The organism is Corynebacterium sp. ACRPO, assembly GCF_022347205.1.
Taxonomy (GTDB): domain Bacteria; phylum Actinomycetota; class Actinomycetes; order Mycobacteriales; family Mycobacteriaceae; genus Corynebacterium.
The window spans coordinates 13,600-38,499 of record NZ_JAKRNE010000019.1 but is presented as its reverse complement, the minus strand read 5'-3'; the positions used below and the strand labels follow the sequence as shown (position 1 = coordinate 38,499).

The window sequence follows — 24,900 nt, the reverse complement described above, 5'->3', positions numbered from 1 at the left end:
CACCAAAGCTTGGGATACCGAACCCCAGTCGAAGTGGAAACCGATTTTTGGAAGCAGAACCCGCCGCAAGAAATAATAGAAATCAAGGCAAATGCCTAGGAACAAAACTCGGGGCACTTCAACGCCATCGACCTCAACCTCGCCTATGTAGGAGCGTGAATGGGACTTCTTTAGCGACTCGAGTGAAGGCGCGGAAATGTGGGAAATCTCGGATTCAGGATTGGGATAGAGGGGATTGGGGAGGCGTCGCTAAGCGCCCGCTCCTTTTATTCTCCGGCTCTAACGAACTCCCGCGGCGCAGCCATGCTTGGCTGTGGCTGTGGAGTTTCGATTCGCCGGCGTTGGTTTTCTCTACGGGCCAGAATCTCTTCGGGCGCAGGGCGGCAGCCCCATGGAGGGGCGGTGCGCCGGTGCGGATGAAGGGGGTTATGCGGGAGGCGGTGCTAAGCGACGTGCGTCAGGTAGGCCACATTGTGCACCACTGCGTGGGCGAGTGGGGCGCGGACTGCGGCTCAAAAGTACTGGGTTGTTGTGGGCGGGGTGGAAAGGGGCGTCGGCAAGCGGGGCTGTGGCAGAGGACTCGATGGTGGGCAGAGCGAAGGCGGGGGCGTCTGTGCGGCGCGGATGATGCGGAAGTCGGGCACGGTAAAGGCCTTAAGGGCGCAGGACTACAGGCGCGACAAATGTTTGGGCCTATAGGCTTCTCCGTGGCCGGCGTGCTTTCTGCATACGTATTTTGTTTAGTCTCATGCCTTACTCAGCGGGCGCTGGTAGCGTCTTATTGCATACCGACACCAGCAGCCACAGGAGGCCATATTCTATGGACGCGGATATTACCGAGCTGCTCGTATACGTCGGGTTAGTGCGAGTCATGGTGCTCTTCTGGACCTACTACATCTTGGAGGTGCGCAGGAATTCCCGATCGGAACAGTGGTACGACGAAAGCGCCTGGGAAGGGGCTGAAAGTGATGGCGTCCTCTTCTATTATCCTTACTGCTCGCTAATTATGGGTGTTGGCGGTGTCGTGGGGTTGGTCGAAAGCATGAATCCTCCCGAGTTTGTCGACTCAGTGCTGCGGGTTGTGTTCTTGACAGCTGTCTTTATCGGAGCTGTCGGGATGACAGGTGGTTTCGGGATCCCGCTTCCGTGGCCTTTCGTTCCGCGTTGGGTCGTCGACATTCGCAAAGCGAAACGTGCTCGAAGGTGCGAGCGTAGGGAAGCTAGGAAGAGGGGAGGGGAGGAGTAGGGTGGGGACTTCTGCTGTGTCTGGGGTTTGGTGGAATTTTGGCCATCAAGGTGGGGTTTGTTCGGTTTGAGAGCAAAGTACCGAGAGATGGTTTGAGGCGTTTTTGGGGGTCTGCTTTGGTGATGTACCTCGACGAGGAGGCGGAACCGTGAATTAGGGCCGCTAAAGAAGTAATCGTCGTAGACAACGGGTTAGAGAATTCAGCTGCTGGAAAGCCCAAACCTCCTTTGCATAAGGTTCCAATAGCGCACGGTGATGTAGATCTAGGCTTTGCGCGACACGGGGCCGGGGCTAAAGGATAGAAGAGGATGCGGGCGAAATCTTAGATGTTGATGAGCACTATTTCGCGGTAATACTTCTGGATAGCGCTATTGCGCCCAACGTCGTCATGAGTGAGATGATTCGGGTGGGCCAGGAGCATGGCAGTTCGGTGTTGTTGGCCGTGGAGGTGGAGCCGTCGCAGGTGGCGAATTATGGCGTCCTTGATGTGGAGGCCACCGACGATGATCGGGTGAAGAAGGTTGTGGGCATGGTGGAAAAGCCTGCGGTCTAGGACGCGTCGTCGAATTTGGTGGCCACGGGGTGCCACCTTTTGGACCGCGCGATTTTTGGCGCTCTCCGCCGTATTACTCCCGGCAAGGGCGGGGAGGTGCAGCTTACCAACGCCATCGCTCTCCTCATCTCCGAGGGCCACCCGTCCACGTTGTGGTCCATGATGGCATTCGCCATGATCTCGGCAATCCCGCCGGCTTTATTCCCGCCAGCGTCGAGTTTGGTCTTCGGAACCCGAAGTAGGGTCCGGCTCTGTTCACCGACCTGGAGGCCCTGCTGGAGAAGTATCGGGGCCAGGCCGGGTAGGGGTTTGGGGAAGTCCCGACCACGAGGTAAAAAGCTATTCATGCAGAAACTCATCAGAGTGGGGAAAATGTATTAGGTACCGAAAATATGAGCTCTAAATCACGTATATGTAAATAGGTGGGAGAGCCACTCGAGGCTATAGTTGAAGTGTCAATTAAATACACTCTCATTTCTTGGGGAAAATTATGGCCTCCGGTAAGAAAATCGTAGGCGGCATCGCTGCTCTTTTTGTCGTCTCTTCTCTTCTCAGTCAATGCTCCGACGCCGATGAAACGAAGAGCACTGAAACTACTACAGTGCGAGAAACCGCAACGGTAACCACTACCGCTTCTGAAAGTGTCCAAAGCTCGACGCTAAATCAAGCACCGGAATCTACTGCGCCAGTTGAGTTTGAGGAGCCAACGCTGGATCCGCAGGTAAGTCCTGCCGAAGCAGCAGAAGAAGCAGTAGACATGAACGTGGATGCGGATCCGGATGCTGATGGTGGTGTGCATGGATTCGTTGCTCCCGCGCCAGTGATTCAACAGCAGTCAATCAATAATGGTGGTGGTGAATCGGCTGGTGGTGATGGTGGAGCAGCCAGCTATTACCCTAATTGTGCAGCCGCTCGCGCTGCAGGTGCGGCGCCGTTGTATGCCGGTCAACCAGGCTATAGCTCGAATTTGGATCGAGACGGTGACGGCGTCGCCTGCGAATAGAGGAGCCTAAAGTTGAGAGGATATCCGCCTGTGCAGGGTGTCCTTTTTCTTTAGAGGGAAAGGAAAACGATCGGACGAGCCTAGGCCAGAACCTGGAAAGTTTGAATCGTCCTTGGGGTTGCCTGCAAATCGTGGACACGTAGTGGAGCTACCTAATGGTTAGGCAGCTATTTCTTGACTGCTGGTGGTTAGCGCAATGTGGTTCTCAAAATCAACAGGACTAACCATCGCGAGTGCGGAGTGCCGGCGTCGGCAGTTGTAGACGACTTCAATCCAGTAGGCAACAGCCTTGCGTGCGGCATCACGGGTTGGCCAGCGCTCACGGTTGTAGAATTCGGTTTTAAGCGTCGACAAGAATGACTCAGCCATCGCGTTATCGAAGTACACACAGGTAACGCCCCACGGACTGTGCAATGCCTAGGTTGCGGCAAACCTTCCAGAGCTTCTCACTGGTAAATTGCGTTCTGCGGTCAGCGTGAAACACTAGGCCGTCAGGAACGTCACCACGTAGCGTATACGCCATCCGCAGGGCCCGTTCGACTAGTTATGTATCTTGAACGCTATCCATTGCCCATCCCAGCACCCTGCGGGAATGGCCGTCGCGGACTGCACATAAGTACAACCATCCCTCGCTGGTGCGTAGGTAGGTAATATCCGACATCCACACTCGGTTGAGCTCACCAGTATCAAACATGCGCTTGACCAGGTCAGGAAGAGCTGACTTACGCTTGGATTGAATCGTTGTCACCGGGACAAAGGCACGCGGTGAAATCCCTTCAATGCCCATCATGCGCATCCGCTTAGCCACAGTCTTGCGATTCAGGGTGATCTGGTAGCGCTCGGTAAGTTCTGCGGTGATCCGGGGAGCACCATAAACCTCATCGGAGTCTTTCCAGATCTGATGAATCTTTCGGTCAACGTCATCGTAAAATGTTGCACGATTATCTTTTCCGGATAGTCGTTTCTGCTGCGTATCAGCCCATTTGTAGTATCCAGACCGAGACACTTTTAATAGCCGTGCCATGCGTTTGATACTGAAATTCGCCTTGATCTGGCTGCATTAATTCGAACTTTTCTGCTCGCGTTGCTTTGCGGCGAAGAAGGCTGTCGCTTTTGACAAGAACTCATTATCCATCTTGGCTTCCGCCAACTCACGGCGCAGACGAGCATTCTCAGCACGAAGATCCGCCTCACTCATCCCATCCGAGGATCCTCGGCGTTCACGCTCGAGTTTGACCCACCGGCCTAAAAGCCCGGCGGAAACACCGATCTCCTTAGCCACATGAGCGATCGGGCGCTGCGACTCGATTACAAGGTTCGCGGCTTCACGCCGGTACTCCGGCGTGTACTTCTTGCGCTGTTGACTCACAATGAACATCCTCTCCTACGGACACAAGATCCGTACAAATAGGGTGCCCACTAAGCGAGGGTAACCTCAGGATCTTGGTCTTTGAATTTGCGATTTGGCCAAATATGAGCGAGCCTGTCCTCGATGCCGCCGAGTCTAGGCAGCCGCGTCAGGCTACTCAACACGAAGATTGCCTAGCGGAATAGGTGTGGGCGGAAGACCCTTCCCGTAAGGTTTCGATGCGTTACAACAAAAACTCGTGAAACGAAGAAATGAGAAATGCTGGGAGTTCGTCTATTGGGAAATTTCTTTCGGGACGACCGCCATATTCGATAGACTTCGATCATGGAGATGCTCTCAATTACAGCCAGCCCAAAGCTAAGAGGAGTACCAACTAATGCCCTAAAAGGCGTGAAATTGGCATCTAAGACGCTATTTTACGGTGTCAATGGTTCGGGGAAAACTACCATCTGTGAAATTCTAGCCGCGCCTGAAAAAGTAACTTTTGAGCCGGGACCGGGACCAAAGTACGTATATGCGTTCACTGGAGATTGGATGCGCGATACGGTGGGTGAATTTGTTCAGGGAGGAAGTGCTCCAGCAGTCACTACCGTAGCTTTTGGTGAGGGCGTTGCAGGAGTCGAAAGAGAAATTGAAGAAGCTGCACGTAAAGTAGAACTGCAGCAGAACAACCTAACTGATCAAAGTGAGAACGTTAGACAACTTGAACAGAAGGAACGGCAAGCTCTAGACAAGATCTTTAATGGAGTTCGAAAGACTCTGGAGGACCGCTGCGAGTCTTTGGGCCCGCGTCGATTTAACCGTTCTCGAATCAAAGAAGTTTTAAACGAGGGCGTTGACGAGACGCTGTCCACAAGCGAGGTTGACAAATTCCTAGAGATTGCAAATGCTGCAACTCAGCCGCAGATCGACATTCCTTCTTTTGGATCGATCTGGCACCCCACAGAGGAACTCAAGAAGCTAATTGAGACACCGGTTTCAGCTAGGGGGAGTATCGTTTTGAACTCATGGATAAAAGAGGGATTCGGCCAACACTCTGCAGGCGATGAATGTAAGTTCTGTGGCAACACTGTAACCAAAGACCGTCTGGAATTGTTGGAAAACGCGATCGTAGCGGCCGAAAATTCTCTAAATGATAAGGTCCTGACCGCGATCGACTCTGCCGGTGAGTCTCTGCGACGACTAAAAGAATGGATTGATTATGTTCGCAGACTTCAAGTAGATGCTGGAGATGAAGTTGATAGCTTCGATATTTCTAAAACCAACGTTTTGCGTACAGCCGCTGGCTACATCAATAATCTTGAGGAATTTAGGAACTGTGCTTTAAAGCGTCGCGATAATCCGAATGACAAAGTAGTGTGTCCCAACATAATCAGCGAAAGCTTTGAACAATCTTCCGATTATCTGAATTTTGTGGAGTCGATAGCAACCGTGAACAGGAATCGGCTCAATCTGGAAGAGAGAAAAGCTCAATCAGTTGAAAAGCTAAAAGTGCATTGCTGCTCCAAAGACGGAGCGGGGTGGAGCGAACTCAAGGCGGAACAAGAAGTAGCGGATTGTGCAGTAGAACAGGCGCAGCGAGATCTCAATGATGCGAAAGCTGAGTTAAGGAAATCTCAAAGCAAATTGTCCACTACCGCCTGGGTGGCTGAGTTTATTGAAGAGGGCTTGGAATTAGTGCTGGGGGAGGGCAACCTTTCAGTTGAGCAGTCCGAGGACGAATCACATTATGAGCTAAAAAGGTTAGGTAAAAAAGCTACCTTTCTGTCCGAGGGAGAAAAGAAGCTGGTGGCTCTATTGTATTTTTGTTCTACCTTGTATGAACCTCACAGGAAAGAAACTATTAGTGAAAGTGTTCTAATTTTTGATGATTTAGCTTCGGAGCTCGATCAAACTAGGCAGGCTAACATCTCAAGGTTAATCGATAGTAAGATTGATGACCTTAAGGTGAAACCATTGTCGGTTTGTTTTTTCACTCATAGTAGCGAATTCCTTCGACAAAAGTTACCGCAGTTTCGAAATAAGATATATAGAAGTGAAAGGGCTGGCAAAGTCCCGAACGTAGCGGTTTATGAAGTTTACAAAAGCCCGAGTGCTGATGATGGGACTTATTCAACAGTAGTAACATCCTGGTCCAAGGAAGCTTTGAAATTAGATACGGAGTACGAGCTTTCCTTGTATAAGGTGTGCTCCGCGGCCATCGCTATACAGGGAGGCACCGAATCCGAGAGTATCGATCTGCTTGTAGGCAACTACTGCAGAAAGGTTTTGGAGGTCTTTTCGGAGTTTAAAAGACCAGGCCATGACAAATTTGGGCACAGAGTCGACGAGATGTTAAAGAGGAATACTTCCCAGAAAAAGCTGCCTGCAAACCTCGCAAGAAATATCAATGAGCTTTGTCATTCCTATTTGAATAAAGATAATCCGCTTTGGACCCGCCATTCGTCCATCACTGCTATATTCACCACTTTGAAATTCGTCTATTTGTTTGATCCAGTGCATTTGGAACTGATGGTGCAAAGACTATTAGGTAAGGATGAATGGGAGCAACTTAAATCGCTGGTTGAGGACTACAGGTTATAGAAGGTGATTTCTTCAACGGGTCTGGCTGTGGTCAGTTACAACCGCCCGAGGATAGCCGCTTGAAATGTAGCGATTTCAAATTGCGAAACCAATCGAGCTCACAATTGCGAACGAGTTCGCTGAGTCTAAAGCACATCCAGTTTTGGCGAAGATGTGGTGGGATGTGCGTTCTGCTTTGCCTTTGAAGTGGACTTGCATGGTGTTGATGATACGAAAGCGGTGGCGTCAAAGGTCACCCCAGTAGGCGATGTGGGTGCAGTTGAGTGAGTCCAAGGCGTTGAGTTGGTGGGCCGACAGCGCCGGAGCCGAGGAGGGCGATGGCGGGAGGGGGACGTCGGAAAGTGTGGGCAAGGCTGAGAAGGTTTGTCTGGTCATCTACGATGAGCAATCCGGGGAGAGGCGTAATGCGTGGGCCACGGGGATTTCAACATCGATGAGTGCTCGAGTGAAGCGTCCTGAGTTTAGTTCTTACCTCAGCTAGGGAAGGATTGAACTATGCCTAGAAAGTATTCCGTCGAGTTCAAGGAGAAGGCGGTCCATCAGATCATCGAAATGGTCCGCATGGAGTCTTGCTCACTGGAACGTGTCAAGTTGTTTGTGTGTGGGGTTAGGTTTATAGGCATTTGCTTCTCAGGGGTATGGGAAGTCGCAGAAACTCTTGAACTATACAGATTTGGTAGCAGAATATTTCGATGGTTTCCAGGGCGGAGCAATGTACAGCCGGTTCAACCGATCTGTGCACCATAATGTGGTGAGACAAATTGAACTCGCTTTATCCCAAGATAGAGATGGGCGGCAGAATGCAGTTGAAACCTTTGAAATTGCTATTCGGACTGCAATTGCGGTCGGTGCAGCGGCATTTAGCCTCCAAGAGTTTAGGCACTGCAGCGGTATCGATGTCGACCCGATCCATGCCTTAAGAGATGTCTTTGAGGACTGGAACTCTTATCTCGACCGCCTGGGCCAAGAGGGATTTGTTGACTAACTCCGTCAGCGCGCATGTAACTGCATCATGATGCTCCTATAGAGATGCTATTGACTCTAAAGGGGTTGGTAGGGCATAATCCTTAGCAGGAGCGGCCCTACATCATGTACAGCCGCTCGACCCTCACCGAGGCTACTGGCAGGTGAGGGTCATTTTATCTCCAGCCTCGGCTCGGCTTCGGAGATTGTTGCTTCGGAGTTACCTTTAGAATTTCGCAATGCTCTTCCAAGTATTTTTGGTACAGAGATGTGCTTTGTCCTCCGTGGGTAAAAGTGCGCCTGTAAGTGAAAGCGACGAGGTCCGGAATCCAAAGGCAAGTTTCATCGGCAGGGCTAACCCATGCCAAATTGATTTCGGGGTGCAGTAACTTTTTCTTGCGCATGCGCTTGAGAGTATTTCTGTCTTTGTCGTTATCTGACTGAGAGTGGCGTGCTTCGAAAATTATGCCTTTCAGAGAAGGCTCGTTCTTGGTGAGCGTAGTAATGAGCTGTTCGAGGCAATCTTGGCGAGCGTGCTCAATATCCTGATTTCGTTGCAGTGGTCGAAGGCAGGCTATATATTGCAAACCCTCAAAGTCATCGCATAGCTTGAGCATTTCTTCGACTTTCTTGCGGCCATCACAACTACGCATCGATTCAGTTGTATGCCAATAGCTCGACTGCGCAGTTTCCCTGAGGAGACTCCGAGTGCTACCAAGGTGTTCGAATTTGATGGCTGTGCCGACCAAGATATAGAAAGATTCTGAAAAGTCCTCCTCCGGTGCAACGTAGCTTTCGTCGACGAAGGCAATGGTGTCATCAGGTGTCGAGCGTTGGAAAATACGTAAAAGGGAAGGGTGAATCCGGTCTGGCAAAGGCATCTCCAAATGAACGATTGAATTATATGTTCGAATGTTACCTAAGCATATTGATTAGGGCCAGACAATGTTGAGAGCTAATATGTGTAACAGTTCTGAGCTCAATTACGTGGCGGCCCGACCATTCGGTTTCCGAGCGTGACTTTGGACCTTGGATCAATCTAGTGTGTGGTGGACAGCATCGCTCGCGTGTGTGAAAGGGATTCGCTCTTGCTCAATGCGCAGCCTGCCCTTGGTGAAGAGTAGATGGTAGGCTTCCTGCTCTTCGATGGTGAGGTGAGTGAGGGTGGCTGAACCATCGCCAGGGTCAGGGACAGCGAGGTGCCTAAACGCAGTTACGGTAGCAGTATCCATGAGTAGAGATGTGGTGTGGGGGAAGCGGGCACGCACAGCGTTGAGGATGCTGAAGCCCGCAGCGTCGAGATCACCCCAGTAGGTGATTTCGGATTGGTGAAGCCAGTCGAGGGCGTGAAGCTGCTGCGCTGCGGTGCCGGAGCCCAAAACGGCAATAGTGGGAGGGGCGGTGTCGGAAAGCGTAGGTAAAGCCAGAAAGGTTTGTTTATTTTCCACGATGAGCACTCGCGGTGGCCTGGTGGGGAAGAGGGATGCGGCGTGGGAGAGTGGAATCTCGAGGTCGGATATTACCGGGGCGTGGTTGAGATAGCGCAAGCGAATACGGGCGTCGCTGCGGCGCAGTCCTAGTTCCTCGATGCCGAAAGGAGAAAGCAGGGTTAGCAGCAGGCGCCGGTGGGATCCGATCCACTTGCCATCAACGTCTTCTACGGGGACGGCGCGTTCCCACTCGCCGGAATCGGGATGGGTGAGCAACCAGTTCAAACACGGTCCCAAGCAATGCAGGTCGTAGGCGCTTAAGTCCTTCCACTGCTTGTAAGCGCGGTGAACGGTGTAGGCGAAGTCAGGGCGCTCGGGGAAGATCGAGGCGATCTTTTGGGCTCTTTGAACCGCATGCGAGTATGTTGTGGCCATGCCTGCTGCGGAAGCGATGCGTTCAGGGCCATCAATTACCACGCGTACAGGCACGGAATTGGTGCCCAGCCCAGTACGCGACCAATTGCGGGACTCGTAGATAACCTCTTCCTGGTGCGGCCAGCGCTGCCAGGCGCGGATGAATTCTTGGGTCATTGGTAAATCGCGTTTGGCGGTGGCTGCCGTCGGTGGATGTAGCGGCCAGTCCAAACGGAGGGAATCCGGCGAAGATAGCGCCTCCGCAAAGTGGTTGCGCAAGTGCTTTGCTGCATGTGCTTGTAGGTCTTTAGGAATCCGCATTCGGGTCCTCCTGGGGATACGAGGCGGCGTCGATAAGTGAATAGCCTGTGCGTGCCTGTGGACGGCCATGAATGATGGGCTCGTCGTAGTTGACCACGATTGTGCCGTCGACGTAGGGCGATAATGTTTGAATCAGCTTGAATGGCGTTGCCAAAATCATGTGGAAACCAAACGATTCAAACACAGACATTGCCGTGCGGGTAAAGGCTGGATCTGCGCGGTCAAAAGCTTCGTCCAAAATGATGGAACCATAGGTGGGAACATCCTGATCCGGCTCCGCTAGCCGGAAACGCAGGGCCGCAGCCAAGCAGAAGAAAACTAGCTTTTGTGCCTGGCCACCAGAGAGGGAAGCAGAATCCTGATAAGTATTGGCGGTTGTTCCATCGGGGTAGCATTCGCGGCCGATGAAGCTTACGTGTTTTCGGGTATCAAGAACCAGGTTACGCCAACGAATATCTTCCGGTTGGGTTGAACCCAAACGGCTGAGAATTTTATCCAAAGCATGGTAGCGCCGCAACGCCGCTTCCGGCTCATCTGCGCTGATCTCGGCCAGGCTATGCGAAGTCGCGGAATCTAGATCTCGCTGGAAATCCTGTACTACCTGGCCGCGAGCGTCTTTCACATCAATTCGCAAGATACGGTCGCCATTAAAGGGCGAGCGCTCCAGCGACTTATTGATAAATTCCATACGCAGCTCGATATCGCTGCGAGCGTGGCGCAACGAAGAAGCAAGGTGAGACAGATTTTGCACCGTTGTTCCGTTGAGTAGTTCCAAGAACTGAGCACGGAAATCGGCAAGGCGATCGGCCCGAAGGAACTTCAACTTTTCAATGCCCTCACCGGCAAAGTTTGCCTGTGGCTGTAAATCCGCAGCTTCCGCTGGCCACTGAGACAAGTATTTGTGGAGAACGGAGACAATCTTGGCATTTATCTCCTCGATGTTTCGTGCAGCCGCGCGGGATGTATCGTGCAGGTTGTTTTGTACTGCATCGCGCCGGGAATCGATGTCATCGATGGAAAGCTTGCGCCTTCCGTTGTGGAGGGTCTCTTTGACCTCCTTGGCAATAGCTTCGTCAGCGATGGTCGGTACGGTGCCGATGTTCTGGCGACGCTGTGTGGAGCGCTGGAGATCGCCCTCAATGCTTCCAAGGTGCTTTTGGGATTGCTTCAGGCGGGCACGGGCTGCAGCTAGCCTATCCTTTGCTCGATTGTGCGCGGCATGTAGAGCTTTCGCCTCGGGTGACGAGGCAAGAGAATCATATTGCCGTTGCAGATCTCGTTTGCGAGTTTCTGCAGATGCGGTATCAATATCCTGAAACTTAGTCTCTAACACCAGTTTCGCTTTATCGCGCTGAGTGCGCAGGATATCCATTTTTCGGTTTAAGTCTTGAACTAGCTTGGTGGTGGCACTGACATGGGCTTTTGCTTCATCGAGTTGCGTGCGCAGCAGCTCAATCTTGGCGTCATTGGTAGAGCCCACCCGGTACCAGCTGGTGCCGGAAAAACGCCTGCGGTCGTCTTTAATAAAGCGGGTAGACCCATCTTTATCCTTAGGGCGGCTTTCCAAGCCATCGCGAGTAACAGCTGGGGTCTTAGTTACCTGTTCGAGAGCCGCGACTGAACTGACACATTCATAGTTAAATCGGCGTGAAATATGATGGCGGACCCACGGTGCCATAGGGTGGTCTTGGAAATCCAACTTGTGAATGAGTTGTTGTGGGCTACGCGCAGTTGCTGGTGCGGGTGCAAACTCAGGGATGGTGCGGTATTCGAGCCGGGTCCCCACGTCCCGAGAATTGACCCACTGATTAATCGCTTTCTGTGCGCTTTCCGGAACCAGCAGGGTAGCAGCAAACCCGTGAAGAAGCTTTTGGAGGACCGGCTCCCATTCCTTCTGTTGCGGACTAATATCCATGAGCTCACCAGCAAAGGGAAGTTCTGACTCGGCGTACCCCGTATCGTGAGCGAGCTGGGACCGTAGCTCTACCAATGCTCTATCTATGTTGGTGTTTCGCGAACCGAAAGAAGCCAGTTCGCTTTTCAGAGTGGCAAACGTTGTCGCGGCGTCGCGAGCAGCTACTCCAGCCTCTTGCTGCTGATTGATGAGCTTGGCAGAGTCAGCTTCAAAGTCCGCGATGCGCAGCTTCGCATTAGCCTGAAGTTCCGCAAAGCCATGCGGATTGAACTCATAATTGTCGGTCCACCGGCCGGCGGCAGCGGCCAAGCGCCGGAATTCTTTAGAGCGGTGCTCGATTTCTTTTTCAGCAGTCTCCATTTTTGCGCTTAGGGCATCGAGCTCGCCGGCACTAAGTTGAGACACAGCCACTGCTGCTAACCGCTCTGCCTCGTCGAGGTGTTTGACCTCATCCTCGAGAGACTCGGCATCTGATTGAGCCTCAGCCAATTGCGCGTTTAGCGCTCTGATTTGATAGTCCAATTCCTCTGCCACCATTCGAGCTCGGACCGCTGGTAGCGCTTCACTCATGGCCTCGGCCTTGTGCTTGGCAGATTCTGCAACATCTCGCTGCGCATGCAGACGGGGAAGGGGAGCGAGTGTGTCAATCTGTGCTTTGACATCCTCCACCCGCAGGTAAGCTTGACGGAGGTCCTCGAATTGCTCCACAGCTTCATCGGCTCGCTCGAAAGTAGAGGGCTTGTCCAGCATGTAGCCTCGGAAGAGCTGATCCAGGCTGGACAGGGACTTAGCGGATTGAGTGCGGTGCAGGAGCACCTGGCCTAGTTCGCTTTTGATCCCAAGGCGCTTACGAAAGCGATCTGCGAACGTACTATACGTCTGTGTGAAAGATGCCCCTGGTCCCTTATATAAAGCTTTAATCTTGCGGGTATCTAGGCTTCGCGTGAGCAGGGAACTCAGCTTATCGATGTCCTCGTCTCCCTGCACCACTCCGTACAGCTTCTTAACCTGGCTCACGGAAATTTCACCGCCATTGAGGCGGAAAATGGCAATGAGGGTATGTTGCTTTCCAGCTCCGTTATCGTAGGTCAGCGCCACAATTGAATTCGTTGCGCCCGTTCGCAGGTACTCGGGAGCAATCTCACCCGTCTGTGTATTTTCCTGTTGCCGCCATGCACCACGCACATAGGATACGAGATTGCGACCATCATGCCGCCCAAGGTCCTGTTGCGATGCCGCGTTAAATTTCAGATCTTTCTGCGGTACTAACACCGCCGACATTGCATCCAATAAGGTAGATTTGCCGGAACCGGATCCGCCGGTGATTAGGAAACCCTTTCTAGCTACGGGGATGGAAAAGTATCCGTGAAATGTGCCCCAGTTAATTAATTGGATGCGGCTTATCCGGTATTGACCTGGGTAAATATTAGTCATTGGAATCATCCTCTTGGCCATTCCCCGTCTCCGCTAGGCGGGCGTACTCGTCCCGGATGGCGGTAACTGTGGCGGAATCGAAAAGCTGGCGCAATACAGGTGAAACCTCAAACCGGCCTTCAGTCTCAGTAGCGCTTAACAGGGAATATTCATTGCGGATGCGTTTGATTGCTGCATTGAAGCGATTATTGAATCCGGCCTCGTCTCGGTTATCAACCGCGCGGACGTACCCGATTCCCTCTCGCAGGTCTTCCACGTCCACGACTACACGTTCGCCAGGTAGCGCCAGCCCCAGTTCTTGGCGAAGGTTTAACAAGATGGCTGTGTCGATGTGCTTGAGCTTATCCGTGCGCAGCACCTGCGGAATAGCTAACGTTTCTTCTTCCACCATTCGGGTGAAGGCGAATCCTTCTGCTTCATCGATAACGAGCTCGAGAAATAACTCGTGCAGTCTAGCCCGCAGGTTTTCTTCGTCTGAAATGATCGCAGCCCACAAGACAGGTTCCTTCTGTGCTCGAATAAGTGGTCCTTTTAGCAGCTGTACCAACGCGCGGCGTGAGTTATACGTCAGCGTCCCTTTATCGCTATTCCAAAGCGGCGGTTCATGCTCGGAATCGACGCGGTGATTAAATGCAGCGGTCACAATAGCTCCTCAATGGTGGTGCGGTCGAAATACATAGTGGGAATGAAGGCGGCGCGTGTTGTGCCGTTTTCTTCGGTCCAAAAGACCTTCTCTGTGGAATTTCTCAAGTCAGGCAGGGGGTGCTGATCCGCAATGTGCACCAAACCCACTACACTAGCTAAGCCTTGCGTGGCAGGGTAGGCATGCAATACTTGGCCAATGGTGCACGGGCCCGCCTTACCGACGGCCTTTCGAATCATCTCGTGCAACTCTTCAAAGTCAATCTCTGATTCGCGCACTAGCTCGAGTAATGCTTCTGCGTTTTCCTCGCCTGGCTGGAACGCCTCAGGTGATTCCTCCACTACCTCTCGACCTGGGTTGGCTAAGCGAATGCGTGAAACGGAGTGGATGGACATACCGATGCGCTGCAGCGGCGTCTCCATTCGGTGAAAGGCCTTGAGCTCAGAGTTTTGTGCGGCATCAATGGCCATACCGCGCGCCTCTCTTAGGAGCTCAATCATGCGCCTGTCTTCTGCGAATTGCTCTGAGGAAACGTAGTTGCGCAAGCTACGAGCCAAGCCAGTCATCGTCTGGTTGACATCGAAACTCGTGTCTTCCATATCACGGAAAAGATTTCGCAGGTGCTGCCGCATTTCTGGCGCCAGCTCCTGGCCGGTATCGCTTTCTAAAACTTCTTTTATCCACTGGTCCAACCATGCACTGCGTTCCCTATCCATAAGGAGGGAATAGAATCCGCGGAAACTGCGTCCAGCCTCAGATTCAGCAATATGGTCCACGCCGGTGAAGATCTCTTCGAGCACATCGCCGCGGTATCCCTCTGGGTCTAATAACTGCCGGCGTAGTTGATGATTGAGGGCCTCAAGTTCGTGGCGCACTCGGGCGAAATCGCTCGGTACGGCCGTTGCCATATTAAGCACGTCTTGTACACGTTCTTCTGTCTCTGCTGAGGTTAAGGATTCGAACTGTCCTAAACGTGCCTTTTCAATTTCCTGGTCAATGCGGTTCCGTTCTGCCTCGAGACTGGCAACGCGACTGGCGATATCCTTATTCGTGTCCCTTGCTAACCGTTGTAGGGCCGAGCTAATGGATTCCACCCGTGATGCTGTGACGGCAGATACTGGTGACTCCCACCGCTCGATGGCCTCTAGAGCAGAAAGCGCGTCTTCGCTTGGTTCCAACGTTTCGCCGTGTGAACTTTTACCTGACTTTCTCACCAACCATCCTGCTTTTACCCAGTCAGTGCAATAATTCTGGGGCGTACGGGGCATGGCAAAATCGTTGGCAATAACCTCAAAATCAGTGACCATCAACTCGTATACCTCGGCCGCTGGCCGTGCTCGGGTACCGCGGGGGAAGTACTCTGCAATCAGCGCCAAAATTACCGGCGCGTTATCAGCCGCAAGCAGTCGTACCGCCGCAGAATTGTGCATTAACCGTCGCAGTGAGAGGGCCCTAGCTTCAACAGACATGACTCGATTTTGACAGCTGTGGCGGACATGTGCAGTGGTGTCTGGTTCATTTATTCGATTTTTGGGTTTCCGAGTAGGGGAATAAAGAGGATCCGTGCGCGACATGTGGCGGTATTCGCCGTGCCGGTGACAGGGCATTTAGCCCGTTCGAATCGTCGGCGATGTGGACGACTCCAATCAAGTACCGGGAATTGGATTTTTCACCGACGCCAAAGACGGAGCAGAGTCAGGGTATTGCGTGATGTAGGATTCGCCTGATTTTCGTTTGTAAAAGATGATGAAACCAGTCATAAATCCGCTTTCTCAAAGTACGTATTAATTTATCTAAGCAAGCCCAATGATTTTGAGTTTCCCGCAGATAGTGTCGGCTGTATTCAAGACTCCGTTATTTCAAGGTCGGCAGTAAATTGTGAAAAGAAACCCCTCACCACAGCAGTTCTGCAGCGAGGGGCTAAACGCTAGGTGTCAGGATTAGTCCTGTGCAACACCAACGTTGACTTCGATGTTGCCGCGGGTGGCCTTGGAGTAAGGGCACATCTGGTGGGCGGCGTCGGCAAGCTCCTGTGCCTTGTCGTTCCCAATGCTTGGGATGGTGACCTCGAGATCGACGCAGAGGTAGAAGCCCTCGCCGTAGCTGCCTACGTCCTTTGGTTGGTCATGGTGAAATCTGGATCGGAATTCTTGACTACTACGCGCTCGCCTCGGTCTGTTCCGATGGAGAGTGCTTTGGCGGGAGCACTGCGGGTTCGTTGCTTAACAGGGGCGAAGGCCGCGCTTGGTGATGTCCCCGTCTCAATCGTCTCCTGTGCCGGAGCCACCGTTATGGCTGCCCTCGATACGGCCTGTCCCTCCATGGACTCGTTGAAGAAAAAGCGGGTCCTAGTCGCGGGCTTAGGCATGCTCGGTCTCCTTGCGGTGGAGGCCGCTTTGCGCGCGGGCGCTGCCGTCACCGCGACGGATCCCAACTCTCATCGGTGCAGGTACGCTGCTCAGCTGGGTGCCTGCACTTCCGGTTTTAGTGATTTCGATCCCGCTTTAGATATTGTTGAGAACTTCGACGTCGCGCTGGTATTCTCCGGCTCGCCCCAAGGTGTTATCACCTGTTTGAAGTCTCTCGACATTAATGGCGTGGCCGTACTCGCCGGTTCCGTTGCGGACAGCCCTGCTATCGACTTGGACCCCGAATGGATTGTCCGCGGCTGGCGCACTGTTACCGGCGTGCATAACTACGATCCGCATCACCTTGAGCAGGCCGTCGACTTACTTGCCGGCTCCCGCATTGACTGGCAATCTGTCACCGATGGCCCTATCACCCTCTCCCAAGTTCCCGAGGCATTTCACCGTTCGGCAAGGGAGGGGATGCGGACGGTGGTTGACCTCAGCGAGTCATAAATCGCAGGAAAGCAGCGCCTTAGCTTTGTAGGCAACGTATTTCTTCCGCGACGCTAGCTCCGCCTATCTCGCCCGCTGTGCTGGGGAATCCGCCGCGAAGCGCGGCGTGGCACTCGACCTCTATGCCGCCTGAACCTGACTCGCCACGTTTCTCACTGGGGAGAGCACTAGGAAGAATTAGCGGGGCTAAGATATGGACAGAGAAACCCTATTTATTAAAAATCGACGATTTTATAAAATAGCCATCCACTCTGGGGATCTTATTGCTAAAAACCCGCGTTTTTATCAATAAGGACCCGCAGTGGTGACTACAGGAGTGGAATGCACAGCAGCGCGAAGGGGCACGGCGTGTTGGGCACCAGGTGTTAGGGATTAGATGTACTACTACTGCTAGGTTGGCCCCTTTCTCATTATCAGCATTGAGAACTCGACAAGAAGGGCAGTATCTCTAACTACGAGTGTTGCTATTCAATGTCTAGAAACTCACGGCCTTCCTCCGTGAGTACAAAAGAGAGCGGCTTGTGAGACCGCTCTTCCAAGAGCCCTTCCTTAATTAGACGTTTCGTATCAGCACGGACGGTTTGCTTACTTTTATCCAGGTAAGTCGCTAGAGTGTCGAGATCGAGTCCTAGGAGAGGGCCAAAAAGCGCGGCCTGTCCCATTATGAAGAGGATATTTAGCCGGCGATCCTCTTTGGAAGTTCCAGGCCCATTTCGCAGTTCTTGAATTCGGCCTTCGAGTTTCTCGAGGGCGAACTTTTTTCGCTCGAGCGAGTCTAATAGAGATTCTTGCGCCGAGCTCAACATCTCTAGGAGCGCAATGACAAAAAACGTTGCCTCGCCACGATTGAGAGGCTCTTCGGTGACGGTGAAGGACTTGTAGTATTTTTGCCGGTCTTTCGAGAGCTCTCGAGAAAGAGACATCGCGGTGGGTACAGAAAGTATTTCTCGCAGCTTCAAGCCCATGAGAAACCGGCCGAGACGGCCATTGCCATCATAAAATGGATGCGTGTGCTCGAACATAAAATGCCCTGCTAGGGCATTAATGAGGCCGTTTGAAGTAGACGCTTGACACGCCAGGAACTGTTGGAGCCTGGTTCGAATATCCTGCTCATTGTGAGCTTCGGACGTGAATTGGGTGCTGCCACCAAAGATGTGCACAACGCCATTTCGAAACAGCTCACCATCGATACCATTCTCAGCATCGATTTCTCCTTTGAGGAGAGAATCGTAGAGTGCGCGAATATCTTCAAGCTGAGTGGGAAAGCTGACCTCACTTCCATCGAGTCCGGTAAGCGAAGAATATAGCGTTGACATTTCCTCGAAGCGCTTGGTGGAAGTAGAATCCGCCTTGGATAAAGCTTCCGCGATTTCTTTCTTTGTGGAATGAACGCCTTCAATCTCGTTCGAAGATTGAATTTCTTCAATCAAGAGTTGAAAAATGTAGTGGCGCGTCGCAGCTTTAGGTAACAGGGACCATAACCGGGAAATAATAACTTCTCGGCGCCATACCTGTTCACACAAGGAGTGGAGCCGAGTGGTAACAACAACAAAGAGGTCTTTTCCGCGCACCTGATAGTCCCAACGGATTGTACTCGGACTCTGCAGCCTAAGAGCGTGAGCCTCGTCGACGGAGGATTGTCCGTGTGAAGACTGATGGAAAATAGACTTTAAAGAGTGATAAGAGTGTGCCATCGAGGTTCCTTCTATTTGTTAAAAACGCGCCTTTTTATAATTTAGCTCCACCCTACGGCGGGCTTATTGATGAAACGGCGCGTTTTTATCAATAAAGTTCTGGACTGGCCGCGGCGCCGAGCCGTCTTCCAGAGCAGAATACCAATCTGAGAGGTCGCGTAAGGCATAAAAATACCCACGCGGCGCTGAAAGTAGCGCGGCGTGGGCTGGGGGAGCGGACTAGGAATTAGTCCTGTGCAACACCAACGTTGACTTCGATGTTGCCGCGGGTGGCCTTGGAGTAAGGGCACATCTGGTGGGCGGCGTCGGCAAGCTCCTGTGCCTTGTCATCCTCAACGCCCGGGATGGTGACCTCGAGGTCCACGCCGAGGTAGAAGCCCTCGTCGTTCTTGCCCAGGGAAACGCGGGCACCGACGGTGGAGTTCTCCACGTCAACGCCCTTGTCCTTGGCCACTGCCTTCAGCGCGGAGTGGTAGCAAGCGGCGTAACCGGCAGCGAAGAGCTGCTCCGGGTTAGCGCCCTCACCGCTGCCGCCCATCTCCTTTGGGGCGGTCATGGTGAAGTCCAGATCGGAATCCTTGACTACAGAGCGGCCGTCGCGGCCTGCGCCGGTGGAGAGTGCTTCGGTGGTGTAAACGGCGTCCATGATGACTCCTTTTCTATCGGGTCTTTGTACGTCCGCCGATTGTACGCAAGAACGCTAGTCTTCGACGACGCTCACGGTGACCCTCCGTAGTGCCGCGGGTGGCATTGGAGTAGGGGCAGACTTGGTGGGCGGCGTGGGCAAGTGCTGGGTAGCGGTTAGTTCGTGGTGGCCACGCGCTTGGTCCACACGCTTTTGTCCGCGGTTTCGAAGGAAGCTTGCACCGTTTTATCGCCGGGCTTTTCGCAGGTGAGCATCCGCTGGTCACTGCCCATGCGGCAATCCAAGTTATAGGACTGCTTGGTTACCGGGCTGCTGGCGGTGATATCTGCGTGATAAACCGCCGTCACTGTGGGATCTTTCGCACGCATGGTGTAGCTAGCCTGCATCGCGGCATCGAAGACCGCGGCGGCGAATTCGCAGGAGGTCGCATCGCCGGCGTCGATGGAATCGCCAGACGAGGACGTCCCGCAGTAGCCGCCAATCTGGCCCGCGTTGATGTTGTGGTTGCCGCCGGCCTGCGGTGCGGGCTGCTCCGGTTCGGCCTCTTTGGTGACCGTTTCGGTGCGGCGTTGCTTCGTGTCCTTCTGCGGGCTGGATTCTTCTTCGGCTTCGCCCGCGGCGGAGCTATTGTCCTGTGCTGTGGAGAAGGCCGGCTCATTCGCCGGCGCGGAGTTGCTATCGAAATCGGTGCCGGAGCCGCAGGCGCTGATGGTGAGGCCAGCGGCGAGAAGGATGGACGCTACGGGGAATAAGGAAGGGCGCTGCATAGGGGATACTGTAGCGCCCTTTGGGATGTGGTGCGGGGTTACTGCTCGATGCGGGCGGGTGGAACCGGCGCGCCCTCGGGCGGTAGCACCTTGGGATACTTCTTAGCGGTGCCGGTGGACGTAGCAGCCGCGGTCGCTGCTGCGCCCGTGGAGGCCGTGTCGGCAGCGCTGGTGGGGGAAGGGCGGTGAGGGGAGGGGTCCCAGTGGGCGTCGACAAGCGTGCGCTGGCATACCCAACCCAAGGCCAAGATGGCCAGCGCGATAAGGGCAATGAAGAAAAGCCCCAGAGCGCCATCGGCGTGGATGGACCAGCCCAGCAGCAGGCCGAGCCAGCCAAAGTCGGCATCGCCGAAAGTGGTGTTCGCGGAGCCGAAGGAACCCAGGACGCTGAGGAGGAACGCCGGCAGGAAGGTAATAATGAGGCCGTTGACAAAGGCGCCGAGTGCCGCGCCGCGGCGGCCGCCGGTGGCATTGCCGTAAACGCCGGCCGCGCCGCCGGTAAAGAAATGGGGCACGAGGCCCGGCAGAATCAGGGCGACGCCAAAGGCCGGGTTGAGCCAGGTGGAAAGCACGGCAAGGCCCACCAGTCCGCCCACGAAGGAAGAGATGAAGCCGATGAGGACTGCATTCTGGGCATAGGGGAAGACGATGGGCGCATCCAGTGCGGGAATCGCGCCGGGCACGACCTTGGCCGCGATGCCCTGGAAGGCGGGCACGAGTTCGCCCAAAATGGTGCGCACACCGAAGAGGATGACGGCCACGGCCACGCCGAACTGAAGACCCTGGGTGACGGACTGCATCAAGAAATTGCCAACGTTGGTGGCGCCATCAGGGAAGGCGGTAAAGGCTTCTTCAGAACCGGCGCGGGCAATGAACAGCACAGCCAGCACCACGTACATCAGCGCCATGGAGAGCGCGGTTGCCACCATAGAATCGCGCAAGAATCGCAGGCCTTCCGGCAGCTTTAGGTCTTCAGTAGAGGGCGACATCTTCTTTCCCTTGCCGCCCACCAGCTTGCCGACGCCGCCCGCAGCCAAGTACCCCGCAGTGCCGAAATGCCCGATGGCAACGGAGTCATCGCCGGTAATCCGGCGGGTAAATGGGTGCGCGATAGCCGGCAGCGAGACCATGAGGATGCCGAGCAGAGCCGCGCCAAAGGCGATGACGACCCAGGACGAGTACCCGGCAGGGGCGAGCACCATGGTGAGGAGTGTGGCCATGAAAAGGACGTGGTGGCCGGTGAGGAACACGTAGCTCATGGGCGTGAAGCGGGCGAGCAGTAGCGAAACCACAAAGCCGAGGATCATAATCCAGGCGACCTGGCTGCCGAACTGGTCTTGGGCAATGCCTACGATGGCCTCATTGGTGGGAACCACGCCTTGCGCGCCGGTGGCACCCGTAATCATGGCGCCGAGCGGCTCCAGCGAATCGGTGACGAGTCCGGCGCCGGCACCAATGAGCAAGAAGCCAAGCGTGGCTTTGATGGCGCCGCCAATGGTTTTACCGGTGCCGCGTCCCATCGCGGCCAAGCCGACCGCGGTGATGATGCCGATGAGGAATGCCGGTACGGAGAGGATCTCATTGACAAGGAAGTTCGCTATAGCAAGAAGAAAATCCATGAGGATGCTCCTTAGATGTCATAGAGCTCGCGCAGAGCCCCATCGATTTCAGACATAGAGGTGAAGTCTTGGATGACATAGACGGGAACGCCGACATCACCAAGCGTTGCCGCAATTTCGCCGGAGGTGAGCAGGAAATCCGCCTCGCCCGCACGACCCTTGGCGGAGATGGTGTCCGTGGCTTCTACATTCAGGTACGGTCCCCAGCCCCATTCATCAAGGACCTGCTCGAGCGTGTTCTTGAGGAATAGCGACGTTCCTAGGCCGTTGCCGCACACCGTGAGGATCTTTCCCTTGGACGCGACAGAATCTGGAGCCGTGTGCTTTGCCTCCTGGGACGCGGGCGCCGCTTTCGGCTCGGCCGCTGGCTGCTTCTTGCTTGAGGCCGACGATGTGAGAACCGCGCGGAGTTCCTCTTCGGATTCCGCCTGATTGAGCTCGTCACGTTTGGTGGCTAGCAGCTTTGCCAGCTGCTTCATCGCCTGCAGATGCTCGGAGTCGTTGCGGGCGGCAAACGCTACGACTAGGTCGACGGGATCGTTAGAGTCATGGCCGAATTCCACCGGCCTATTCAGCCGCACCCACGACAGGGAGGTCTCCTTAACCGCCTCCGAAGGACGCGCGTGCGCGAATGCGAAGCCAGGAGCAACCACAATGTAGGGGCCTGTTTCTTCTACGGACCGCACCATTGCCTCGGTGTAGTCCGCGGTGATTGTGCCTGCTTCTTCCAGCAGCGAGCCCGCCAGCCGGATGGTTTGCCTCCAGTTATCCGCGGCGCCGTGGAGCTCCACCGCGCCGGGCACCAAAAGGGAATCTAGTGTCGCCATATGTATCTCCCATCACAGAAATAGTGACATCGGGGTGAATGTCACTGATGATTCTATGCTGTGGAGAAACCGGAGGTAAAAGCAGGGGTAACGTTTGCATAGGGAAGGGTTGGAACAGCCCTAGGGCACTCCATCGGGCTGTGGGAACTGCTGAGTTTGCTGCAGAGTAAGGAGCGGCCATGTGCGGCCAGACAGAGCCGGGGCGCGAAAATGGTTCGATCTCACTTCAGGCCTTGTATTTCAGCGGGCTTCGGCTTCTGCAGTAGCCAGAACGGGAGAGTTACTCGCGTTGAGTACGGGCAGTTAATCGAGCTCGAAAGTTTGGCGGCCGATTTCGTCTTGGCTGAAGGACTTAGACGCGACAAGGTCCACAGGTGTGGTTAAATCATCGAGCTCGTAGGCTATTGTTCCGGCGACAGTTCCTCCCTTTTTAATCTGTTCAAGCTGAGTATCGGAAGTTTCAGGATCAAAATAGGAACCGAGGTCGAGCTCGTTTACCTTATTCGGATCATTGTCTTGAATGGCGGTGAAGTACACGACGAAGTCAGTGGTGGTTAGGGTTTCATCCGTTTTATTCGTTACGTCATAGTTAAAGACGAGAAGTGGCTTTTCACCTATTTCGTTACCGGGCTCACCGGGTTGAACAACACGGTGATCGGTAATTTCGAACTTGGCGGCTGGAACATCAAGGACTCCGTCTTTGAAGGATTGGCTGAAATCTGTGCTCTTTAGCTCTTTAACGGTTGTCGGATCATCCTTCACCTTTTTCATGTGCGTGGTGAATTCCTTATCTTCAATCGCGACCTTGAAAGTTAAGGAGTCGTCATCGATAGAGAAATCTTTCTTATCGGAAGAAGCGGCCATCCACTCAGAGGCGGTGGCAACGGTATCGCGGTTTGAGCTAACGGTCTCACCGGATGCAGCGGCTTGAGCGTCAAAGGTGCCGATCCAATAGGTCATGCGATTTTCGCCGTTGTCCATGACCCATTCGATGGTGATGACGTCATCGGTGATGCTGGCTTCCATCCAGCCATCTTCAGATGCGCTGTCCTCTTGCTTCCACGTTCCAATTGCGGACTTCGCATCAGCCTGTGCACCGGATGAGGAATTATTGGAGTCGCTTGCCTTTGGGTTGTCACTTCCGCTACCTGAGCAGGAAGTAAGCGTGAGTGCAGAGGCGAGAACGAGAGAAGAGAGTAGTTTGCGCATAAATAATTTCTACCCTCAGGGGGTAGGAAACGTACAAATACTCAAAAAGGTAGGGGGAAAATTGGTCTTTAGCCTCGCATTGGCTACTCTTTTGAGAGCGGATCTTCGCCCTAGCGGTGTGTGATCCGCGTGGGGCTATAGCTCAGTCGGTTAGAGCTACGGACTCATAATCCGTTGGTCGCGGGTTCGAGCCCCGCTGGCCCCACGGTGAGAGGGAGGCGTCGGCAAGCAAGGCCGGCGCCTTTTCTCGTGCCTGGCTGCGCATATGGGTGTGCTAATTGCGCGGTGGCGGGCGGTGAAGTCTAATAACCATATGGTTGAAGTGGATCCGCTCATTGAATCTCTCTACCGCTGGTCCGATATCAGCGGCGTGCTGCTGATGGGAATCATCGGCGGCACTATGGCGCGCAAGCGCGGCTATGACATCATCGGCTTTTTCTTCATCGCGATGTTTTCTTCCCTGGGCGGCGGCATGGTGCGCGACGTGCTGATCAACCGCGGCACCGTGGCGGCCATGAGCCAGCCGGAGTACCTTTATCTGGCCTTTGCCGGTGCGCTTATCGCCCGCTTTGTCTACTTCAAGGGCAAGACCTGGGATTATCTGCAAGCGCATGGCGACGCCGTCGTGTCCGGCCTCTGGGCCGCCACCGGCGCCGTCAAGGCCATTACTTATGGGCTGCCGCTTATCCCGTGCATCATGATGGGCGTGTTTACCGCCACGGGCGGGTCCATGATTCGTGACATCGTCATGGGGCGCGAGCCTAGCGTCTTTGGCGATAACCAGCCGACGGTCATCCCGGCCGTGGCCTGCGCAATCATCGTCTTGGTGGGCCACCACTATGACATGATGGCCGTGGGCATGATTATCGGACCGCTGGTCTCCATTTTCTTGGCGCTGCTGGGTATTTGGGCCGGCTGGCGCGTGCCGGCATACCAGGAATGGGCGCCGATTAATGACACCGCTGCCCAAGTGAAGGTGCTGGCCAAGAAGGCCGAGAATAAGAGCCGCGCGGTGGGCCGCCGCTTGGAGCCGCACCGCGTGCGCTCGTGGCGCCACCGTCAGATGGAGGCCGCGCTGCAGCGGCGCATCGAAAAGGAAGTGCGATCCGGCAAACGCCGCAAGGAGGCCGCCGCGGAGGCCAGCGAGTTTATGGAGTCGTTTGAATCGGACGTCGATCAGCTCAGCGCCCAGGCCGCGGAGACCGAGAACATCGACTTCGGCGTGGACCTTAGCGGTGACTCCTACGAGGCGGAAGAGCAGGCCTCCCACGAGGAATCCCAGCGCCTGCTGGATACCATTTTGGAAGATGACAAGCTGACCGATGAGCTCATTGACCGCCTCATGAAGCGTTATAACTCCCGCGACTAGGGGCCGGGCAATCCCCACTCAGGTTATCGGCCGC

At 54.3% G+C, this 24,900-nt stretch carries 17 protein-coding genes, 1 tRNA gene and 2 pseudogenes; 8 read left to right on the top strand and 12 right to left on the bottom strand.

The window, feature by feature from the left end; translation table 11 throughout:
• Positions 1–820: 820 nt before the first annotated feature.
• From MHY22_RS10630 to MHY22_RS10620, 3 genes and pseudogenes are all read left to right on the top strand, one after another.
• Positions 821–1,246: a hypothetical protein gene (locus tag MHY22_RS10630; protein WP_239279273.1), complete on the top strand. Its 426-nt coding sequence runs from the start codon at positions 821–823 to the stop codon at positions 1,244–1,246.
• 310 nt (positions 1,247–1,556) lie between these two features.
• Positions 1,557–2,104, top strand: a pseudogene (locus MHY22_RS10625) (sugar phosphate nucleotidyltransferase); the annotation flags it as partial.
• A gap of 185 nt (positions 2,105–2,289) precedes the next feature.
• On the top strand, positions 2,290–2,802 hold the full coding sequence (locus tag MHY22_RS10620) for an excalibur calcium-binding domain-containing protein (protein ID WP_239279272.1): 513 nt from the start codon (positions 2,290–2,292) through the stop codon (positions 2,800–2,802).
• Positions 2,803–2,961: 159 nt separating this feature from the next.
• Here MHY22_RS10620 and MHY22_RS11670 read toward each other — a convergent pair.
• A pseudogene (locus MHY22_RS11670) lies at positions 2,962–4,180 on the bottom strand (IS3 family transposase).
• 315 nt (positions 4,181–4,495) lie between these two features.
• Between MHY22_RS11670 and MHY22_RS10600 the strand changes: the two are divergent.
• Together MHY22_RS10600 and MHY22_RS10595 are read left to right on the top strand one after the other, a co-directional pair.
• The gene (locus MHY22_RS10600) at positions 4,496–6,754 is read left to right on the top strand and encodes an AAA family ATPase (protein WP_239279268.1); all 2,259 of its coding nucleotides are present in this window, start codon (positions 4,496–4,498) and stop codon (positions 6,752–6,754) included.
• Positions 6,755–7,412: 658 nt separating this feature from the next.
• The gene (locus MHY22_RS10595) at positions 7,413–7,739 is read left to right on the top strand and encodes a hypothetical protein (protein WP_239279275.1); all 327 of its coding nucleotides are present in this window, start codon (positions 7,413–7,415) and stop codon (positions 7,737–7,739) included.
• A gap of 154 nt (positions 7,740–7,893) precedes the next feature.
• Here MHY22_RS10595 and MHY22_RS10590 read toward each other — a convergent pair whose 3' ends face one another.
• The 5 genes from MHY22_RS10590 to MHY22_RS10570 all read right to left on the bottom strand — a co-directional run bounded on the left by MHY22_RS10590 (position 7,894) and on the right by MHY22_RS10570 (position 15,343).
• Positions 7,894–8,604: a DUF3684 domain-containing protein gene (locus tag MHY22_RS10590; protein WP_239279267.1), complete on the bottom strand. Its 711-nt coding sequence runs from the start codon at positions 8,602–8,604 to the stop codon at positions 7,894–7,896.
• Between the two features lie 147 nt (positions 8,605–8,751).
• Entirely contained in the window at positions 8,752–9,882 is a 1,131-nt protein-coding gene (locus MHY22_RS10585) for a Wadjet anti-phage system protein JetD domain-containing protein (RefSeq protein ID WP_239279266.1), read from the bottom strand.
• Positions 9,869–13,231: an ATP-binding protein gene (locus MHY22_RS10580; RefSeq protein WP_239279265.1), complete on the bottom strand. Its 3,363-nt coding sequence runs from the start codon at positions 13,229–13,231 to the stop codon at positions 9,869–9,871. The genes MHY22_RS10585 and MHY22_RS10580 overlap by 14 nt, the downstream gene beginning before the upstream one ends.
• The gene (locus MHY22_RS10575) at positions 13,224–13,874 is read right to left on the bottom strand and encodes a DUF4194 domain-containing protein (RefSeq protein WP_239279264.1); all 651 of its coding nucleotides are present in this window, start codon (positions 13,872–13,874) and stop codon (positions 13,224–13,226) included. Before MHY22_RS10575 ends, MHY22_RS10580 begins: the two co-directional genes overlap by 8 nt.
• Entirely contained in the window at positions 13,871–15,343 is a 1,473-nt protein-coding gene (locus tag MHY22_RS10570) for a DUF3375 domain-containing protein (protein WP_239279263.1), read from the bottom strand. The genes MHY22_RS10575 and MHY22_RS10570 overlap by 4 nt, the downstream gene beginning before the upstream one ends.
• A gap of 462 nt (positions 15,344–15,805) precedes the next feature.
• On the opposite strand from MHY22_RS10570, the gene MHY22_RS11665 reads away from it, so the two are divergent.
• Positions 15,806–16,735 (top strand): zinc-binding dehydrogenase, encoded by a 930-nt coding sequence (locus MHY22_RS11665; RefSeq protein WP_370658852.1) that lies wholly within the window; start codon positions 15,806–15,808, stop codon positions 16,733–16,735.
• A gap of 464 nt (positions 16,736–17,199) precedes the next feature.
• On the opposite strand, the gene MHY22_RS10555 is transcribed toward MHY22_RS11665, so the two are convergent.
• The 6 genes from MHY22_RS10555 to MHY22_RS10530 all read right to left on the bottom strand — a co-directional run bounded on the left by MHY22_RS10555 (position 17,200) and on the right by MHY22_RS10530 (position 23,497).
• Positions 17,200–18,165: a Fic family protein gene (locus MHY22_RS10555; protein ID WP_239279262.1), complete on the bottom strand. Its 966-nt coding sequence runs from the start codon at positions 18,163–18,165 to the stop codon at positions 17,200–17,202.
• 490 nt (positions 18,166–18,655) lie between these two features.
• Positions 18,656–19,075, bottom strand: a complete 420-nt coding sequence (locus MHY22_RS10550; RefSeq protein ID WP_005328206.1) for an organic hydroperoxide resistance protein — start codon at positions 19,073–19,075, stop codon at positions 18,656–18,658.
• 155 nt (positions 19,076–19,230) lie between these two features.
• Positions 19,231–19,842 (bottom strand): hypothetical protein, encoded by a 612-nt coding sequence (locus tag MHY22_RS10545; RefSeq protein WP_239279261.1) that lies wholly within the window; start codon positions 19,840–19,842, stop codon positions 19,231–19,233.
• A gap of 38 nt (positions 19,843–19,880) precedes the next feature.
• The gene (locus tag MHY22_RS10540) at positions 19,881–21,461 is read right to left on the bottom strand and encodes a PTS ascorbate transporter subunit IIC (RefSeq protein WP_239279260.1); all 1,581 of its coding nucleotides are present in this window, start codon (positions 21,459–21,461) and stop codon (positions 19,881–19,883) included.
• 11 nt (positions 21,462–21,472) lie between these two features.
• A complete protein-coding gene (locus MHY22_RS10535) occupies positions 21,473–22,288 on the bottom strand; it encodes a PTS sugar transporter subunit IIA (protein ID WP_239279259.1) in 816 nt (271 codons plus the stop codon).
• Between the two features lie 303 nt (positions 22,289–22,591).
• Positions 22,592–23,497 carry a DUF5067 domain-containing protein gene (locus MHY22_RS10530; protein WP_239279258.1) on the bottom strand — a complete coding sequence of 302 codons (906 nt, stop codon included), beginning with the start codon at positions 23,495–23,497 and terminating at the stop codon, positions 22,592–22,594.
• Between the two features lie 131 nt (positions 23,498–23,628).
• Between MHY22_RS10530 and MHY22_RS10525 the strand changes: the two genes are divergently transcribed.
• Positions 23,629–23,702, top strand: a tRNA-Ile gene (locus tag MHY22_RS10525).
• A gap of 108 nt (positions 23,703–23,810) precedes the next feature.
• Positions 23,811–24,866, top strand: a complete 1,056-nt coding sequence (locus MHY22_RS10520; RefSeq protein ID WP_239279257.1) for a trimeric intracellular cation channel family protein — start codon at positions 23,811–23,813, stop codon at positions 24,864–24,866.
• Positions 24,867–24,900 lie beyond the last annotated feature (34 nt).